Annotated in this window: 16 protein-coding genes; 12 read left to right on the forward strand and 4 right to left on the reverse strand. The window is 68.0% G+C overall.

Annotated elements, in window-relative coordinates; translation table 11 throughout:
* Positions 1-90 precede the first annotated feature (90 nt).
* The 9 genes from C7416_RS19660 to C7416_RS19700 all read left to right on the forward strand — a co-directional run bounded on the left by C7416_RS19660 (position 91) and on the right by C7416_RS19700 (position 9,148).
* On the forward strand, positions 91-1,335 hold the full coding sequence (locus tag C7416_RS19660) for an MFS transporter (protein WP_111520468.1): 1,245 nt from the start codon (positions 91-93) through the stop codon (positions 1,333-1,335).
* 119 nt (positions 1,336-1,454) lie between these two features.
* A complete protein-coding gene (locus C7416_RS19665) occupies positions 1,455-2,024 on the forward strand; it encodes a hypothetical protein (RefSeq protein ID WP_181461278.1) in 570 nt (189 codons plus the stop codon).
* A gap of 343 nt (positions 2,025-2,367) precedes the next feature.
* Positions 2,368-3,777, forward strand: coding sequence for a hypothetical protein (locus C7416_RS19670; protein WP_111520470.1), 1,410 nt, complete (start codon positions 2,368-2,370; stop codon positions 3,775-3,777).
* Positions 3,778-3,906: 129 nt separating this feature from the next.
* On the forward strand, positions 3,907-4,887 hold the full coding sequence (locus C7416_RS19675; protein WP_111520503.1) for an ABC transporter substrate-binding protein: 981 nt from the start codon (positions 3,907-3,909) through the stop codon (positions 4,885-4,887).
* 249 nt (positions 4,888-5,136) lie between these two features.
* Positions 5,137-6,144 carry a taurine ABC transporter substrate-binding protein gene (gene tauA / locus C7416_RS19680; RefSeq protein ID WP_111520471.1) on the forward strand — a complete coding sequence of 336 codons (1,008 nt, stop codon included), beginning with the start codon at positions 5,137-5,139 and terminating at the stop codon, positions 6,142-6,144.
* Positions 6,145-6,229: 85 nt separating this feature from the next.
* Positions 6,230-7,006, forward strand: a complete 777-nt coding sequence (locus C7416_RS19685) for a taurine ABC transporter ATP-binding protein (RefSeq protein WP_062804169.1) — start codon at positions 6,230-6,232, stop codon at positions 7,004-7,006.
* 10 nt (positions 7,007-7,016) lie between these two features.
* Positions 7,017-7,892: an ABC transporter permease subunit gene (locus C7416_RS19690; protein ID WP_111520472.1), complete on the forward strand. Its 876-nt coding sequence runs from the start codon at positions 7,017-7,019 to the stop codon at positions 7,890-7,892.
* A 95-nt stretch (positions 7,893-7,987) separates the two neighbouring features.
* Positions 7,988-8,332: a hypothetical protein gene (locus C7416_RS19695; RefSeq protein WP_111520473.1), complete on the forward strand. Its 345-nt coding sequence runs from the start codon at positions 7,988-7,990 to the stop codon at positions 8,330-8,332.
* A 99-nt stretch (positions 8,333-8,431) separates the two neighbouring features.
* Complete coding sequence (locus tag C7416_RS19700) at positions 8,432-9,148, forward strand: ProQ/FinO family protein (RefSeq protein WP_111520474.1); 717 nt, start codon at positions 8,432-8,434, stop codon at positions 9,146-9,148.
* 26 nt (positions 9,149-9,174) lie between these two features.
* Here C7416_RS19700 and C7416_RS19705 read toward each other — a convergent pair whose 3' ends face one another.
* Both C7416_RS19705 and C7416_RS19710 read right to left on the reverse strand, forming a co-directional pair.
* Positions 9,175-10,314 carry an acyl-CoA dehydrogenase family protein gene (locus tag C7416_RS19705; RefSeq protein WP_111520475.1) on the reverse strand — a complete coding sequence of 380 codons (1,140 nt, stop codon included), beginning with the start codon at positions 10,312-10,314 and terminating at the stop codon, positions 9,175-9,177.
* Position 10,315: 1 nt separating this feature from the next.
* Entirely contained in the window at positions 10,316-11,521 is a 1,206-nt protein-coding gene (locus C7416_RS19710; protein WP_111520476.1) for a CaiB/BaiF CoA transferase family protein, read from the reverse strand.
* 116 nt (positions 11,522-11,637) lie between these two features.
* Between C7416_RS19710 and C7416_RS19715 the strand changes: the two genes are divergently transcribed.
* Positions 11,638-12,573, forward strand: coding sequence for a LysR family transcriptional regulator (locus tag C7416_RS19715; RefSeq protein ID WP_111520477.1), 936 nt, complete (start codon positions 11,638-11,640; stop codon positions 12,571-12,573).
* A gap of 58 nt (positions 12,574-12,631) precedes the next feature.
* On the forward strand, positions 12,632-12,865 hold the full coding sequence (locus C7416_RS19720; protein WP_111520478.1) for a DUF3820 family protein: 234 nt from the start codon (positions 12,632-12,634) through the stop codon (positions 12,863-12,865).
* Between the two features lie 9 nt (positions 12,866-12,874).
* Here C7416_RS19720 and garD read toward each other — a convergent pair whose 3' ends face one another.
* The gene (gene garD, locus C7416_RS19725) at positions 12,875-14,440 is read right to left on the reverse strand and encodes a galactarate dehydratase (RefSeq protein ID WP_111520479.1); all 1,566 of its coding nucleotides are present in this window, start codon (positions 14,438-14,440) and stop codon (positions 12,875-12,877) included.
* A 370-nt stretch (positions 14,441-14,810) separates the two neighbouring features.
* Here garD and C7416_RS19730 point away from each other — a divergent pair, with 370 nt between their 5' ends.
* Positions 14,811-15,866, forward strand: coding sequence for a cyclase family protein (locus C7416_RS19730; RefSeq protein WP_111520480.1), 1,056 nt, complete (start codon positions 14,811-14,813; stop codon positions 15,864-15,866).
* A gap of 596 nt (positions 15,867-16,462) precedes the next feature.
* Here C7416_RS19730 and C7416_RS19740 read toward each other — a convergent pair.
* Entirely contained in the window at positions 16,463-16,651 is a 189-nt protein-coding gene (locus tag C7416_RS19740; RefSeq protein WP_111520482.1) for a DUF1484 family protein, read from the reverse strand.
* Positions 16,652-17,204 lie beyond the last annotated feature (553 nt).

The following is a 17,204-nucleotide window of genomic DNA, read 5'->3' on the forward strand; positions in this document are numbered from 1 at the left end:
GGCGCATCGCCCGCTGTCAAAGTGGTTGCATTTTAAAACTAGCAGGCTTACGCTTCAACTGGTTTTGATTTGCAACCACATGGAAGCGATATGGAAGCCTGCTCGCGCGCGCCGGCCCCGGCAGCGCCCACCCCCCATCCCGCGGCCTTGCCCGCACCGCTGCCGCGCGCCGCGGTGCTGCTGTTCGCCTGCGCCAGCGGGCTCAGCGTGGCCAACGTCTATTACGCGCAGCCGCTGCTGGACGCGCTGATGGCGGACTTCGGCATCGGTGCCGCCGCCATCGGCGGCGTGGTCACCGCCACCCAGGCCGGCTGTGCACTGGCACTGCTGTTGCTGGTGCCGCTCGGCGACCTGCTGCCGCGCCGCCGCCTGATGCTGGCCCAGGTGCTGGCGCTGGCCGGCGCGCTGGCCATGGTGGCGCTGGCGCCATCGGTCACGATGCTGCTGGCGGGGATGCTGCTGACCGGCCTGTTCGGCACCGCCATGACGCAAGGACTGATCGCGTATGCGGCCGCTGCGGCGGCGCCCCGGGAACGCGGGCACGTGGTCGGCACCGCGCAGGGCGGCGTATTTGCCGGCTTGCTGCTGGCGCGCGTGGTCGCCGGCGGTGTCAGCGACCTGGCCGGATGGCGCAGCGTCTATGTCTGCGCCGCCGCGGCCATGCTGGTGCTGGCCCTGCTGCTGTGGCGCTCGCTGCCGGTGCTGCCCGGTCCCGCGCAGCGCATGCGCTATGCCAGCCTGGTGTGGTCGATGTTGGCGCTGCTGCGCAGCGACCGGGTCCTGCAGATCCGCGGCATGATCGCGCTGCTGATGTTCGCCGCGTTCAATATCTTCTGGAGCGCGCTGGTGCTGCCGCTGAGCGCCCCGCCCTACCAGTTGTCGCACACTGCCATCGGCGCCTTCGGGCTGGTCGGCGCGGCCGGTGCCCTGGCTGCTGCCCGCGCGGGGCGCTGGGCCGACCAGGGCCTCGGCCAGCGCACCACCTTCGCGGCCCTTGTGCTGCTGGTGGCGGCGTGGTTGCCGCTGTCATGGCTGGGCGCCTCGCTGTGGCCGCTCGCGCTCGGCATTGTGCTGCTCGACCTGGGCGGCCAGGCCATCCACGTGACCAACCAGAGCATGATCTTCCGCGCCGACGCCACCGCGCACAGCCGGCTGGTCGGCGCCTACATGCTGTTCTATGCGACCGGCAGCGGCCTGGGCGCGCTTGCCACCACGGCGACCTATGACGTTGCAGGATGGCGCGGCGTGTGCATGCTGGGCGCAGGGGTCAGCCTGCTGGCGCTGGCATTCTGGGCCGGCACGCGGCGATGGATGCTGGAGCGGGCCACGTCATAGCGTCGCCTCACCCGTTCAGGCGAAAGCGGCGCGAAAGCGAGGAAGAGTCCGGGCAAGAAGGCTTTAGAATCTCGCATCCAACACCATTCCAAAACGTGAAAGCCTTTTCCCGCCTCAACATGAAGCAGCTCTCCCTGCTCTGCGCCGCACTGCTGGCCACCGTTTCCGTCCACGCCGCCACCACCGCGGCCCAGCCCGAGCCGGCCGGCAATACCGCGGCGCCGCTGGGCCTGGAACTGGGCAAGGCCAAATGCTCGCGCCTGTCGCCACCGCAGAACCATGCCAGGACCGGCACCTCCGAGTGGGCCGGCGGCGATACGGTGGAACTGAAGCACCTCGAGCGCTTCCATCTGCCTGGCCTGTCGCGCGTGGTGCTGAACTGCGATGCGCAGGATGCGGTGGCGCTGGTCACCATGACCTTCGAGCGCCCTGCCATGGAAGAGGTGCGCAGGAAGCTGGACGAGCGCTATGCCGCCGTGCGCAAGACCGAAGGCGCGGCGGAGAACGGCTATGCCGAATGGAGCGCCGCCAATGGCAGCCTGGAGTTGCTCTACGGGCGCGACAGCAAGCACTTCACCGTGGCTTACTGGGCCAGGGGCGCCAAGGCCAGGTACTTCGCCTACAGCGGCGGCGGCAAGAAGCCCGCGGCCGCAGCCACCGCGGCACCGCCCCAGCCTGCGCCGCTGTAAGCGGCGTGCCGGCGACGCGGACTTGCCAGACCGCGTCGCCAGCGGCTTCCAGGCGTCGAGATCATCACTGCAAGCGCTGCATCGGGTGGCGCGGAGCATTGCGCAATGCTTCTCGATTCCCCTGTATCGAAGCCGCCGTGTCGCCTATGCTTTCCAATGCGACGGATAAAAATCCGCGCAGCATTCGCATGAACTGAACAACAACAAGGGGCAAGTCCCCCAAAGCGGGGAAGCGCGCTGCCGGCTGGCGCCTTCCGCACGTTGCCTTGGCCTGGTCACGGGGTGAGTCGATCGCACACGAGCATGTGGGGGCTCGTGGGCGCGATACGCCGTTGACGACAACATGACAGACCAATTCCTGTTTAGTAAGCCGTTCACGTTTCTCGCCTGCGCCGGCATGACAGAAGTCAGGGACGGCATCGAGGCACTGGAAACGCTTCCGGGCCACCTGTTCTGGCTGGAGAACGAGGACTTCATCCGCCGGGTCTACGTACCCGATTTCCTGGAGCAAAGCCGTGCCGCGCTCGAGGCCGCGATGCCGGGCGGGCCGGAGCTCGTCGACGCCCTCGCGCCCGAGATCCGCCGCAGCACGGCGGTGCTGCCGGCACTGCGGCAGCTGTCCGCGGAACAGGCTGAGCTGGCCCACTCGTACTGCTACTGGGGCTATTGCGCCGATGTGGTCGGGCGCGCCCAGGGCATCCCGCGCAGCGCCATCGCGCGCCAGTTCGAGCGCGCCGTCGCCCCGCGCGACGGCGCGCACAAGCTGCAATGGCTGTGCCCATGCTGCGGTGGCCGGGCGCAGTACCAGGTCGATGGTTTGCTGGCATCGCAGCGGCCGGGGCGCCAGGGCGGCTTTTCGCTCGAATGCGCGCATTGCGGACACCAGGAGCGGCTCTATGCCGGATTCCTGCACGCGGGCCGGCTCGAATGCCGGTGCGCGCTGTGCACCGGTTTTGTCCAGTCGCTGGGGGGCCAGCTGGCCCGCGCGGCGCGCAAGCTGTGCGCCAGCCTGGAAGACTATGCATGGATGCACGCGGTCGACACCGCCGCGGAAATCGGCGAACTCAAGGATGCCTCGCTGCAACGGATTGCACATGGGGACAGGCCTTCCGCCAACGCGATGGCATTCGCGGCGGCGGCACAGTCCGGCGAGGTGCGCACCATGCCGGAACTGCTCGCCCGCATCGACCCCACGCTGGAAAGCCGGCTCGACAAGAACCCCAGGGCCTGGGCGCTCTTGTGCGAGCTGCTGCGCGAAGGCGTGGTCGATAGCGAATGCACCATCTACGACCACGACGGCCGCAAGCACGTGGCGCTTGAAATTGCCCTGCTCGACGATGACCCGGCGCTGGACGGCGGCACGGCGCAGGACTATCTCGCGACCCTGCTGCGCGGCTACCAGCCGGCCGAGCCCGAGGCCTTCGTCGGCTGGCTGAAAGCGCTGAAGCGGCTGCGCCTTTGCACCGGCCGGTTCAATGCGGCCGTCGACGTGTCGTGGAAACCCAACCTGGAGCACTGCCGCATCCTGACCGCGCGCTGGCTGCAGGACACGGCGCCGCTGGCGCCATTGGCCACGCACGGCAGCGCCCCGTGGCCGCCGCCGGCGCAGCGCGCGCGCACCCCGGAACGCCCGGTGTATCTCGACGCCGAACTGGAAGCCGTGCAGCTGCTCAAGTCGCTCGGCTATATCCTGCTCAGTCCGGAGGACATCCGTTCGCAACGGGATCCCGCCGAGTCCGCCGGGCTCGACTGAGCGCATCCGCCGCGGCGCTGCCCGCCGCCTGCCACGCATATCGAAGCGCGGATTTATTCGTTGGTGCGCGGACGCGGCACGCGTACGTTCGGGGATTCCGATATCGAACACCCGAACACCCCGAACGCCATGACAGCTTCCCGACGCCAGTTCCTGCGCCGCGGCGCCGCCGCCACGGCCGCGCTCGCCTCCGGCCCCCTCCTCACCTTCACCCCCTTCGCCGCCGGCGATGCGCGTGCACAGGGCCGCCCGGTGCTAAAGGCCGGCGACCAGAAGGGCGGCCTGCGCGCACTGCTCGAATCCGCCAACGCGCTCGAGGGCCTGGCCTATGACATCCAGTGGACCGAGTTCCCCGCCGCGGCACCGCTGGCCGAGGCGCTCAACGCGGGCGCGGTCGACAGCGGCCCGATCGGCGATGCGCCGGCCATCTTCGCGCTGGCCGCCGGCACGCGCATCCGGCTGATCGGCGCCAACCGCTCGGACCCCTACGGCACCGCGGTGCTGGTGCGACCCGACTCGCCCCTGCGGCAGGCGGCAGACCTGAAAGGCAAGAGCATCGGCACCAACCGCGGCTCGATCGGGCACCTGATCGCGCTCAAGGCGCTGGAATCGGCCGGACTGAAGCCGGACGATGCCAACCTGCGCTTCCTGCCGCCCGCGGATGCCAAGCTGGCGCTGAGCAGCGGCTCGATCGATGCCTGGGCCACGTGGGAGCCCTATACCGCGATGGCGGAAACCAGCCAGCACGCGCGCGTGCTGGTCAGCGGCCGCGGGCTGTGGTCCGGCCTCAGCTACCTGGCCGCGACCGACGCCGCGCTGGCAAGCAAGCGCGCGGTGCTGCAGGACTTCCTGCACCGCGTGGTGCGCGCGCAGCAGTGGTCCTACCAGCATGTGCCGGAGTTCTCGGCGACGCTGGCCCGCATCATCGGCATCTCGCCGCAGGCAGCGCGGCTGCAGTTCGAGCGGCGCCGCACGCAGTGGCGCAGCATCGACGCGGCACTGATCGCCGAGCAGCAGCGCACCGCGGACTTCTACCTGAAGGCAGGGCTGCTCAGGCAACGGCTCGATGTGCGGCAGACCTTCGACTCCGGGTTCTCCCTGAGCGCCTGAGCGCGACGAGCCCGCGGCGTTGACGCCGCAAGCGGCGCAGGCGAGGCCCTGGCGCCCGCCGCGGCCGGTACAGGAATTCCATGATTGACGCAGCCCAGCGCCACCGCTCCCCGCGGCCCGGCGCGGCCTGCGCGCGCGCGGCCGCTTCTGGCCCCACCGAATTCCGGCAACTGGTCCTATAGGCCCGGAATCGGGCTCACCTATAAAGCCGTGACCCCCAAACCCATTTCTCATCCGAGGAGCACAACCATGCGGTGGATCAAGCAGATCGCGATGTATTTCGCCCTGGCGGCGGCGCTGGCGCCGGCCGCACAGACCGTGCAGGCCCAAAACAAGAATGTAGTGATTGCTTACCAGGACATGGTCGTGCCCTGGCGCTATGCGCAGGACATGAAGGAGCTGGAAAAGCAGACCGGCTACACGGTCTCGTTCCGGCAGTTCGGCGGCGGCGGGGACGTGATCCGCGCCATGGCGTCGGGCCAGATCGCCATCGGCGAAGCCGGCACCTCGCCGATCGCCTCGGCGCTGTCGCAAGGACTCGATGTCGAGCTGTTCTGGATCCTGGACGACATCAACGCGGCCGAAGCCATGGTCGCGCGCAACGGCAGCAAGATCGCCAGCGTTGCCGACCTGAAGGGCAAGCGCATCGGCGTGCCGTTCGTGTCGACCACGCACTACCACACGCTGGTCGCACTGGAGCGCGCGAAGATCAATCCGAAGGACGTGCGCATCGTCAATATGCGCCCGCCCGAGGTGGCCGCCGCATGGGAGCGCGGCGATATCGACGCCACCTTTATCTGGGACCCGGTGCTGGCCAAGCTCAAGCAGTCGGGCACGGTGCTGACCACCTCGGGACAGATCGCCGCCGACACCGGCAAGGCGACCTTCGACGGCATGATCGCCAACAAGAAGTTCGCGCGCGAGAACCCCGAGTTCATGGTCAAGCTGGTGCGCGTGCTGGCCGCGGCGGACGAGAACTACCGCAACAACAAGGCGTCGTGGACCGCGGATTCGCCCATGGTGAAGGCCGTGGCCAAGGTCTCCGGCGCCAAGCCCGAGACCGTGCCCGCCAGCATGGCGCTGTACAGCTTCCCCACGCTGCAGGAGCAGGTGTCCGAGCGCTGGCTCGGCGGCGGTGCCGCGCGCGCGCTGCAGTCGGCGGCGCAGTTCCTCAAGGAGCAGGGCACCATCCAGACCGTGCTGCCGGACTACGGTCCCGGCGTCAACGCGGAATGGGCCAAGCGGGCGCTGCGCTGACCACGCACCCCAGTCGCTGAAGCTGGCCGCCGCTCCCCCCTGCTTTCATGCGGCGGTCCCGTCGATCCTGTTGCGGAAGCCGATCATGTATCAACTCGAAATCGATAATGTCAGTGTCAACTACGGCACGGCCGGCGGCGCGAAGACGCTGGCACTGTCGCAGGTCAACCTCACCATGGAGCGCGGCGATTTCGTGGTCGCGCTGGGTGCCTCGGGCTGCGGCAAGACCACCCTGCTGTCATGCATTGCAGGCTTCATGGAGCCGTCGGAAGGCGAGATCCGGCTGAGCGGCAAGCCCGTGCACGGCCCCGGCGCCGAGCGCGGCGTGGTGTTCCAGAAGCATGCGCTGATGCCGTGGCTCAGCGTCGAGGACAACGTCGCGCTGGGCCTGCGCCTGCGCGGCGTCAACCGCGCCGAGCGGCTGCGCATCGCCCATGAAAAACTGGCCGCGGTCGGGCTGGAAAGCGTCGCCGCCAAGCCGGTCTACCAGCTCTCAGGCGGCATGCAGCAGCGCGTGGGCATTGCCCGCGCGCTCGCCTGCGATCCGGCGGTGATGCTGATGGACGAGCCGCTGGGCGCGCTCGACGCGCTCACGCGCGAGTCGATCCAGGCGCTGATCCTGAAGCTGTGGGCGCGCGAGCAGAAGATCGTCTTCTTCATCACCCACAGCGTGGAAGAGGCGCTGTTCCTGGCCACGCGGCTGATCGTGATGACGCCCTCGCCCGGGCGCATCGCCCACACCTATGAACTGCCGTTCGCGCGCCGCTTCATCGAATGCGGCGACGCCCGCGCGGTCAAGTCCGACCCGGAGTTCATCCGCTACCGCGAAGAGATCGTCGATCTGATCCATGCCACCGCCTGAGGAGAAGCAGATGTCCGCTACCGTCCAACGCATCGAGCCGCCGCCGCATGCCGGCGCGGCGCCCGCGGCCCCGCCCGGCCGCCCCATGAAGACCGTGTCGGGCTACCGCCTGCCTGGCGAAGGGTCCAGCTCGCGCATTTCCACCATCACCGTGGTGCTGCTGCTGGCGCTATGGTGGCTGGCCAGCCACCTGCGCTGGCTGCCGCCGCTGTTCCTGCCCACGCCCGAGTCGATCTTCACCGCCTTTATCGATGCCTGGCAGGGCAACCTGCAGGGCGGCCAGCCGCTGACCGAGCATTTCGCCGCCAGCATGCTGCGCGTGTTCGGCGCCTTCGCGCTGGCGGTCGCCACCGCGGTGCCGATCGGCGTGATGATGGGCGTGTCGCGCATCGCGCGCGGCATCTTCGATCCGCCGATCGAGTTCTACCGCCCGCTGCCGCCGCTGGCCTACCTGCCGCTGATCGTGATCTGGTTCGGCATCGACGAGACCTCGAAGGTGCTGCTGATCTTCCTTGCCTGCTTCGCGCCGCTGGCGATGTCGGCGCAGGCGGGCGTGCGCTCGGTCACGATCGAGCAGATCAACGCGGCGTACTCGATGGGCGCGAGCCCCTGGCAGGTAGTGCGCCATGTGGTGATCCCGGCGGCGCTGCCCGATATCCTGACCGGCATGCGCATCGCCATCGGCTTCGGCTGGACCACGCTGGTGGCCGCCGAGATGGTGGCGGCCACGGCCGGGCTGGGCCAGATGGTGCTCAATGCCTCCAACTTCCTGCGCACCGACGTGGTGATCATGGGCATCGTGCTGATCGGGCTGATCGCCTACGTGTTTGACCTGCTGATGCGCAAGCTGGCCAAGTGGCTGGTGCCCTGGAAGGGACGGATGTGATGCCGGCGGCCCTGCAGCAAGCCTGCGGGGCCGGTTGCGCTGTAACATGGCGGGCACTTCGCCGGGCCGGGCCCGGCGACTCCTGCAAACCCGCCATGCACCGCTGTCCTTCCCTCTCCCTCCTCGCCCGCCTTGGCGTGGCCTTAGCCGGCGTGATCTGCCTGGGCACCGCCCGGGCCACCGATATCGATTGCGACCCGTCCGCCAGACCGGCCGTCGCCACCCAGGCGCAGCGGCTGGTCTGCGAATCCGCGCTGTTTTCCATGGGCTACCAGCGCATTTACGCCGACCAGCAACGGCTGCTCAAGGCGGGGACCATCAACGAGACAGATATCGCCGCGTTCCGGAACAAGCGTGACCGTTGCGACACCGCCGCCTGCCTGGATGCCGTGTTCCGCGAGTGGCGGACCTTCGCGGCCCAGGCCCGGGCCAGGCCGTAGGCGCCGTGTGCGCCGCCCGCTGCGGAAGCCACCCGATGCCGCGGGGTATGCCAGCTGCCCGGCCTTGATACAATCCCGGTTCACACAACGGCAGACATCATGGGCTTCGAACAACTGGCAGCACTCAGGGACCAACTCGCCAAGAAGGCGGCCGCCGAATCCAGGAAGGGCGAGCGCAAGGGCCCGCGCAAAGGCGCGACCAGCGGCACGACCGGCGACGCGTCGACAGGCACGTCCAAGGGCGCATCCAAGGGCGCGCCGAAGCGCCCCCGTGACGGCGAACGTACCGGCGCGGGTGCGGACACGCCCGCGGGCGCCAAGGGCCGCCGCGCGGCGCCTGCCGCGGCGCCGGCCAAGCAGGTCGATCCGGTGGTGCATTCCATTGCCCGGCTGCAGAAGCACTTCCCCAAGGCCTTCCCCAAGAACCCGGCGCCCAAGGTGCCGCTGAAGATCGGCACCTTCGAAGACCTGACCCAGCATGCGGCAAAGCTCGGCCTGGACGAGGCCGAACTGCGCGAGGCGATCCGTACCTGGTGCAGCGGCGCGCGCTACTGGTCGTGCATGGTGGAAGGCGCCAAGCGGCTGGACCTGGACGGCAACGAGGCCGGCGTGGTCACGCTGGCGGATGCCAAGCGCGCCCAGCAACTGAAGGCGCGCCGCGCCGGCGCCGCACGCCAGAAGGCCAAGGCTGCCGCGCCTGCAGTCGCTGCGGCGCCCGCCGCTGCGGACGCGGCGGAAGCAGTCGCGGCGCCTGCCGAGGCACAGGCACAGGCACCGGCAACGCCGGCTACGCCTGACACCCCCGAAACGGCCTGACCCGCGCCGCTGGCCTTCCGGCGGCCCTACCCCAGCACCGCGCGCGCGATCACCGTCCGCTGGATTTCCGACGAGCCCTCGTAGATGCGCAGGATGCGCGCATCGCGCACCAGCCGCTCCAGCGGCATTTCGCGCGTGTAGCCATAGCCGCCGTGAATCTGCAGCGCGGCATCGGTGACGAACCCCACCATCTCCGACGCATAGAGCTTGGCCATCGACGCCTGCTCGGTAAAGGGCTCGCCGTCGCGGCGCCGCGCCGCGGCCTGCAGCGTCAGCAACCACGCCGCCTCCAGCCGCGTGCGCATGTCCGCGAACATCCATTGCAGGCCCTGCTTGCGCGCCAGCGGCTCGCCGCCCACCTGGCGCTGCCGGGCCCAGTCCACCGCGCAGGCCAGCGCCGCCTCGGCAATGCCAAGGCTGGTGGCAGCGACGTCGAGCCGGCTGTTGTCGAGCACCTTCATCGCGGTGCGGAATCCCGTCCCCTCCGGCCCCAGCCGGTTGGCGGCGGGCACGAAGCAGTCGAGCGCCACCTCATGGGCCGGCGCGCCGTGGATGCCCATCAGCTTCTCCGCCGGCGCCACCTGCACGCCGTCGCTGCGGCGGTCGACCACGAAGGCGCTGATGCCGCGCGTGCCCGCGGCCGGGTCGGTCTTGGCATAGACCACGATAAAGTCCGCCGCCTCGGCGTTGGAGATGAAGTGCTTGACCCCGCGTAGCCGGTAGCCCTCGCCTTCAGGCGTGGCGCGCGTGGCCATGTCGGCCGGGTTGGAGCCGGCGCGCGGCTCGGTCAGCGCAAACGCGCCCAGCCGCGTGCCGGCCGCCGCGTCGGGCAGGTAGCGCGCACGCTGGCTGTCGTCGCCGCCGATCAGGATGGAATCGGTGGCCAGGTAGTGCGCGCCGAGCATCGATGACGTCGAAGCGCAGGCTTTGGCAACCTCCACCAGCGACAGGATCAGCGCCACCGGCGAAGTCTCCGTGCCGCCCCAGCGTTCCGGCAGGTTCATCCCCATCAGGCCGAGTTCGGCCAGTTGCGGCACATAGCGCGTGGTGGACGTCTCCGCGCGGTCCACTTCGGCCGCCTTCGGCGCCAGCTCGCTCTGCGCGTAGCGGGCGATGGCATCGGCGATTTCCAGGTCGTCCGGCTCGACGCCCAGTCGCTTGAGCATATTAGGCATGTTGTGTCTCCTTGCTGAAATCGTGCGCGGCCAGGATGGCCCCGGTGTGCTGCCCCAACTCGGGCGCGGGCGTGACACGGTTGGGGCCATAGCCAGAGAACTTCACCGGCTGCGACGGCAGCCGCACGGTGCGTCCATCCGGCCCGGCCACTTCGGTCAGCAGGCCGCGATGGACGGCATGCTCGCTCTCCAGCGCCTGCCTGACATTGCGGATCGGCGCGACCGGTATGCCCGCCGCGCCCAGCCGGCGGTTCACCTCGGCGACGGTCAGGCCTGACGACCACGCTTCCAGCCCGGCGCGCAGCGCGGGCTCGAAGCGGCAGCGCGATTCGTCGTCGGCAAAGCGCGGGTCGTGCGCCATCTCCGGGCAGCCGATGGTCTGGGCCAGCGTGTGGAACAGCTTGTTGTTGAGCACCGCCACCACGTAGAACCCGTCCGCGGCGCGGTACACGCCGAACGGCGCGGACGACGGGTGGCGGTTGCCCACCCGTTGCGGCGCCTGCCCGGTGGCGGCATAGCGCGCCACCAGCGTCGCGCTCAGGCTCAGCGTGGCGTCGAACATCGACACATCGACATGCGTGCCGCGCCCGTTCTTCTCGCGCGCCAGCAGCGCCGCCAGCACGCCCCATGAGGCAAAGAGCCCGCTGACCGCATCGGAGACCGCCTCGCCGAGCATGGTCGGCGCACCGTCGGGCGCGCCGGTGGCATCCATCAGCCCGCACATCGCCTGCAGGATGATGTCGTAGGCCGGCCGGTGCGATTCCGGCCCGGTCTGGCCGAAACCCGACACGCTCGCGTAGACCAGCGACGGATTCAGCGCCCGCAGCGCCTCATAGCCGATGCCGAGCTTGTCCGCCACGCCCGGGCGGAAATTCTCCACCACCACGTCGGCGCGCGCACATAGCGCGCGGGCCAGCTCCAGCCCCGCCGCCGTTTTCAGATCGATGACGATACTCTGCTTGTTGCGGTTCATCGCCGAGAACAAGCCGCTCCTGCCGTCAACGAAGGGCCCGACGGCGCGGTAGTCGTCGCCGCCCGGCGGCTCGACCTTGATCACCTCGGCGCCCAGGTCGCCCAGCAGCGCCGTGCAATAAGGGCCCGCCAGCACCCGCGAAAAATCGATCACGCGGATGCCGGCCAACGGCAGGTCGGAATGGGTGGAATGCGTGGAATGCGTGGAATCGCTGAAAGGATCCAAGGCTTGCTCCTCGATGGCTGGCAAGCCGCATGGCTTGCGTTTCAGTGGCTCGATTCTGCGCAGCGCAAGCTATCAAGTAAAATATGGAATTCGACTAGCACCTATAGGATTTCCTGATGCCTGTTTCCCGCATCTCGCTGCGGCGGTTGCGCTATTTCGCCGCGACCGCGGAAACCGGCAGCACCACGGCGGCTGCGCGGCTGCTGAACGTGTCGCAGCCGTCGATCTCCGTCGCCATCCGCGAGCTGGAGACGCTGTTCGAGGACGCCCTGTTTGCCCGCGACGCCGGCGCGCGCATGACCCTGACCCGCTTCGGCGTGCGCAAGCTGGCCGAAGCGCGCCAGATCCTGGGTGCGGCGACAGCGTTTGAAGTCGACAAGAGCGGCGACGGCGCGGCCGGCGAAGTGCAGATCGGGGTGTTCCGTACGCTGGCACCGGTCTACCTGCCGGTGCTGTTGCGCCTGGCGCGCGAGCGTTATCCGAACCTGGCGGTGCGTTTTGTCGAGGGTGACCTGGCCCAGCTGGAGGACTGGCTGCACGGCGGCCAGATCGAGCTGGCGCTGAGCTACGACGTCGGCATGCCCGACGACCTCGAGCGCGAATTGCTGGCCGAGCTGCGGCCCTACGGCCTGGTGCCCGCGGGCTCGCGGCTGGCACGGCGCCGTGGCAGCATCTCGCTGCACGAGCTGGCGCAGGAACCGCTGATCCTGATCGACCTGCCGCACAGCCGCGAATTCCTGATGGCGCCGTTCTGGCAATACGGGCTGCAGCCCGAGGTGCGTTACCGCGCGACCTCGCTGGAACTGGCACGCGGCATGGTCGCCAACGGCCTGGGCGTGGCACTGCTGATCACGCAGGCGCCCGCTTCATCGCAGATCACCGCCGTGGTCGAGAAACCGATCCGCGAAGACACCGTGCGCCAGCCGCTGGTGATCGCGCGCGCGGCGCGCGCCACGCGGTCCCGTGCCGCGGAACTGCTGGCCGACTGCGTGCGCGCCGCGGTGGCGGAGGCAACCGCCGCCTCTGCCCACGCGCGCCCACGCGCTACCTGAGTTCCGTTATCGCCAGCGCCACTGTGGTAGCGTGGCGCTTTCCGCTTTGCTTGCTCCCATGACCGACTTCGACGCCGACGCCCTGAAACGCCTGGTCACCGTCACCATGCCCTTTGGCAAGCACAAGGGCACGCTGATCGCCGACCTGCCGGGCAACTACCTGAACTGGTTCGCGCGCGAAGGCTTTCCGCCGGGACAGATCGGCGCGCTGCTGGCGCTGATGCATGAACTGGATCACAACGGGCTGGGGTATTTGCTGAAGCCGTTGCGGGGACACGCATCGCGCCAGTAAGCCCAGCCTTCAAGTCACCGGCGCCGGATTGAACAACACCAGCGCATTGCGGATCTTCCAATGCTCCGCCCATGACTTCTTGCCGCTGGCCACGGCCAGCAGCGTGTGGAACAGTTCCCAGCCCACTTCCTCGATGGTGGCTTCGCCGGTGGCGATGCGGCCGGCGTTGACGTCCATCAGGTCGTGCCAGCGCCGCGCCAGGTCATTGCGGGTGGAGACCTTGACCACCGGCACTTCGGCCAGCCCGTACGGCGTGCCGCGGCCGGTGGTGAAGACGTGGAGATTCATGCCGGCGGCCAGCTGCAGCGTGCCGCAGACAAAGTCGCCCGCCGGCGTGGCGGCGTAGATCAGGCCCTTCTGCGTGACCTTTTCTCCCGGGCCGCTGACGCCGTGGATCGGGCCGGTGCCGGACTTGACGATCGAGCCCATCGCCTTTTCGACGATATTGGACAGCCCGCCCTTCTTGTTGCCGGGCGTGGTGTTGGCGCTGCGGTCGACCTTGCCTTTCTCGAGGTAGGCGTCGTACCAGGCCATCTGCTTCATCAGCGCCTCGGCCACTTCGGGCGTGGCCGCGCGCGCGGTGAGCTGGTCGATGCCGTCGCGGACCTCGGTTACCTCGGAGAACATTACCGTGCCACCGGCGCGCACCACCAGGTCGGTGGCAAAGCCCACCGCGGGATTGGCCGTAACGCCGGAGAAGGCATCGCTGCCGCCGCACTGCACGCCCACCACCAGGTCCGATGCGGGACAGGTCTCGCGCCGGCGCGCGTTCAGGCGCTGCAGGTGCTTCTCGGCGGTGGCCATGATCGAATCGATCATCGAGGCGAAGCCCACGTGCTGTTCGTCCTGCAGGCACACCACATCGGGTTCGCCCGCCTTCTGGATCGGGATGGTGCCGGCTCCGATCAGGCGCGCCGGCTGCAGCTTCTCGCAGCCCAGGCTGACGATCATCACCTCGCCGCCGAAGTTGGGGTTCAGCGCGATATTGCGGATGGTGCGGATCGGGATGCCGGCATCGGGCGCGTCGATGGCCACGCCGCAGCCATAGGTGTGCTCCAGCCCGACCACGTCGTCGACGTTGGGGTACTTCGGCAGCAGTTCTTCCTTGATGCGGCGCACCGCGAACTCGACCACGCCTTCGACGCACTGCACCGTGGTGGTAATGCCCAGGATATTGCGCGTGCCGACCGAGCCGTCGGCATTGCGGTAGCCCTCGAAGGTATAGCCGTCCAGCGGCGGCAGCGGCGTCACGCGCGTGCCGACCGGCAGGTCCTCCAACCCGGGTGCGGCCGGCATGCGGATCACCCGCTCGTTGACCCAGCTGCCGCGCGGCAGGTCCTTGAGCGCGTAGCCGATCACGACGTTGTAGCGGATCACCGCGTCGCCTTCGCGCAGGTCGGCCAGTGCGACCTTGTGGCCTTGCGGGACGGCTTCGGCAAGCACCAGGCCGCACGGGAAGATGGTGCCTGCTGGCAACCCCCCATCATTGGCCACGATGGCGACGTTGTCGTCCGCATGCATCGTGATGTAGAGGGGTCGCGATGCCTGCGCTGCCGCTGTAGGGGTCACTGCCATGTCTTCTCCTGCCCATTCAAGCCAACCAGGGCATGTGTTACGTTGTCTGACAACATTTTACCGACTTCATCGCTTGCGGGGGTGCGGGTTATCCCTAAATCGGGCCAGATTCGAGAGAATTGAGTCGTACATTTCGCCAATGTTGTACGACAACATATAAAGATGACGCTGCCCGGCGATGAGACGACAGCACCTTTGCTGCGCCGCAAAGTGACCGTTCCCTGCGATATGGCCTATAAGAGTGCAACCGGTTTCATGCCACATGGCACCGGCCAATCCATGCGCCGGCCCTACGCAACATCCCGCCCGGCTCCGAATTCCATTCCGCTGGCCGTTCCCGCGGCCGGCCACACGACAGGAGGCATGACCCATGCGCTGGAAGCAACGTCCGCAAGGTTCCAACTGGGGCGACTTCGGCCCTGACGACCAGCTCGGCCGCATCAACCTGATCGGGCCCGAACAGGTCATCAAGGGCGCGCGCGAGGTGCAGGCCGGCCTGAGCTTCTGTCTCTCACTGCCGCTGGACTACCCCGGCGGCAACAAGCTCAATCCCCGTCGTCATCCGCCGGTGCTGCGGCCCACCTTCCGCGAAGACTCGCCGTACACCAATTTCCCGTTGGCGAAGGTGGATCCAGCCGCAACCGATGTGATCAGCGACGACCAGGTGTTGATGTGCCTGCAGTACAGCACGCAATGGGACGCGCTGGCGCATGTGGGCGCGCTCTTCGACGCCGACGGCGATGGCCGCGCCGAGCGGGTCTACTACAACGGCTACCGCGCCAACGAGCATATCGTCGGCCCGGTCGACTACGCCGAGGACGACAACTTCGCGCCGCACCCGTGCGGCCACGACCACAGCGCGGCGCACGCGCTCGGCATCGAGAACTTCGCGGTCAAGGGCATGCAGGGACGCGGCGTGCTGGTGGACCTGGCGCATGTGTTTGGCATGGACTTCCGCAACGTCGGCTACGACGACCTGATGCGCGCGATGGAAGCCGGCAAGGCGGAAGTCGAGCGCGGCGACATGCTGCTGCTGCGCACGGGCTTTGCCGAAGTGGTGCTGTCGATGCGGCGCGAGCCCGATGAGGCCGTGCTGCATCACAGCTGCTGTGCGCTCGACGGGCGTGACGACAAGCTGCTGAACTGGATCACCGACGCGGGCATCGCGGCGCTGATCGCGGATAACTATGCGGTGGAGCGCTACCCTGCCCGCCCGGCGCCCGACGGCGAATCGCACCATCCTTTGCTGCCGCTGCATCACCATTGCCTGTTCAAGCTGGGGTTGCCGCTGGGGGAGCTGTGGTATTTGCGGGAGCTGGCGGATTGGCTGCGGGGGAATGGGCGTACGCGGTTTCAGTTGACGGCGCCGCCGTTGAGGTTGCCTGGCGCCGTGGGGTCGCCGGTTACGCCGGTTGCTACGGTTTGAGTGTTTGAGATTCGTTGGAACTGTGGTCGGTGGTCGTGCTTGACTGGCGTGGCTGTTTCGCCGGCGTAGCCGGCGACCTCCTTTCTGTCCGAGCGACAGAAAGGAGGCAAAGAGCGCGTCGCCTGAGCGGCTGGCTAAGGCGGTGTTGGCGGTTCCCAGCGGTGGTGACTCGCGGTTCTGCGATGGGTGGGTTCCACCCTGCTGACGCTACCTGGAGGTGCCTGGCGTTCGGGGGCGGATGGACGAACCCGACTTTAGGCCGGTGGCCGCCTACTAACGGCGTTATTGGTGGGACGCCTTCGGCTGCACTGCGCGCGCTCCCTATCTCAGGTCTGCTGCTCGGGCACGGAGTGCGTCGCTGCGCTCGCACGCGTTATCGCGGGCGACCTTCCTGCTTTTCTTGTCCGCTTGTTTTCTCCCCTCTCCCGCTTGCGGGAGAGGGGCGGGGGAGAGGGCCGGAGCATCGACGAAGTCGGGCGTCCAAATCCGGGCAGGTCTTTCAACGTTTGCTGTCCGCATTTTTGTGTGCAAGGCGTTTTGAATTCAAAGCACAGCACTCCCGCCATGCCAATGCCAACAAGTGAGAACGGCCAGCCTCAGGAAACAGGCAACTCTTCTTCCAACACCCGTTCCAATTGCGCCTTCACCAACCCCAATAAGCAAAACGCCCCGAAAGCCCCCTCTGACCATTCACTCTGCTGCTCTAGCAGTGCAAGCACGGCGTCTATTCCCGCTGCCACTGCCAAAAGACTGTACCGCGCCGTTGATAGATCGATTTCCGACATAGGACCCTCCAATCGTTACCTGAAGGTCCACCGCACAACGCTGGCGGAGGGCGGCGGGCCTGACGACGAGGGTGGAAGACCGATGCAAACACCAAGCCGGCCAGCCTTGCGGCTGCCTCGTGTCGGCCCGCCATGGGGATGACAAGCGCGTATGCGGAGACAGGCGGCGTCGAAGACGCCGACCTGTGGTGCTTGCAGTTCGGGCTTCCACGCCCGGCCACCGTTGTGTGCGATGACCGTGTCAGTCTCCCGCATCAGAGTCAGGAACTCGATAGGACAGTTCCCATTCCTGAGCGAACGCGGCATCGTGCCGTCGCTGCGCCTGTTCGCAAATAGCCGATCTCCGAAACGAATCCTCAAGACATGCCTTGGCCGGTGAAGTGGCAGATTTGCAGTCGTGACTTCGTGGAGGCTCCCGCCCTCTCCCCCGCCCCTCTCCCGCAAGCGGGAGAGGGGAGTGTGGTGGTCCAATTTCCTCAGACAGGTCGATAGGTGGAAAATCACCATCGATGAGGAAAGCAGATGACAAAGCAACGCCGTAAATTTGATGCCA

The organism is Cupriavidus phytorum (genome assembly GCF_003254285.1).
Taxonomy (GTDB): domain Bacteria; phylum Pseudomonadota; class Gammaproteobacteria; order Burkholderiales; family Burkholderiaceae; genus Cupriavidus; species Cupriavidus phytorum.

Coding starts and splice junctions, on each gene's coding strand:
- C7416_RS19660 (WP_111520468.1), top strand. CDS start 91: ATGGAAGCCTGCTCGCGCGCGCCGGCCCCGGCAGCGCCCACCCCCCAT.
- C7416_RS19665 (WP_181461278.1), top strand. CDS start 1,455: ATGAAGCAGCTCTCCCTGCTCTGCGCCGCACTGCTGGCCACCGTTTCC.
- C7416_RS19670 (WP_111520470.1), top strand. CDS start 2,368: ATGACAGACCAATTCCTGTTTAGTAAGCCGTTCACGTTTCTCGCCTGC.
- C7416_RS19675 (WP_111520503.1), top strand. CDS start 3,907: ATGACAGCTTCCCGACGCCAGTTCCTGCGCCGCGGCGCCGCCGCCACG.
- tauA (WP_111520471.1), top strand. CDS start 5,137: ATGCGGTGGATCAAGCAGATCGCGATGTATTTCGCCCTGGCGGCGGCG.
- C7416_RS19685 (WP_062804169.1), top strand. CDS start 6,230: ATGTATCAACTCGAAATCGATAATGTCAGTGTCAACTACGGCACGGCC.
- C7416_RS19690 (WP_111520472.1), top strand. CDS start 7,017: ATGTCCGCTACCGTCCAACGCATCGAGCCGCCGCCGCATGCCGGCGCG.
- C7416_RS19695 (WP_111520473.1), top strand. CDS start 7,988: ATGCACCGCTGTCCTTCCCTCTCCCTCCTCGCCCGCCTTGGCGTGGCC.
- C7416_RS19700 (WP_111520474.1), top strand. CDS start 8,432: ATGGGCTTCGAACAACTGGCAGCACTCAGGGACCAACTCGCCAAGAAG.
- C7416_RS19705 (WP_111520475.1), bottom strand. CDS start 10,314: ATGCTCAAGCGACTGGGCGTCGAGCCGGACGACCTGGAAATCGCCGAT.
- C7416_RS19715 (WP_111520477.1), top strand. CDS start 11,638: ATGCCTGTTTCCCGCATCTCGCTGCGGCGGTTGCGCTATTTCGCCGCG.
- C7416_RS19720 (WP_111520478.1), top strand. CDS start 12,632: ATGACCGACTTCGACGCCGACGCCCTGAAACGCCTGGTCACCGTCACC.
- garD (WP_111520479.1), bottom strand. CDS start 14,440: ATGGCAGTGACCCCTACAGCGGCAGCGCAGGCATCGCGACCCCTCTAC.
- C7416_RS19730 (WP_111520480.1), top strand. CDS start 14,811: ATGCGCTGGAAGCAACGTCCGCAAGGTTCCAACTGGGGCGACTTCGGC.
- C7416_RS19740 (WP_111520482.1), bottom strand. CDS start 16,651: ATGTCGGAAATCGATCTATCAACGGCGCGGTACAGTCTTTTGGCAGTG.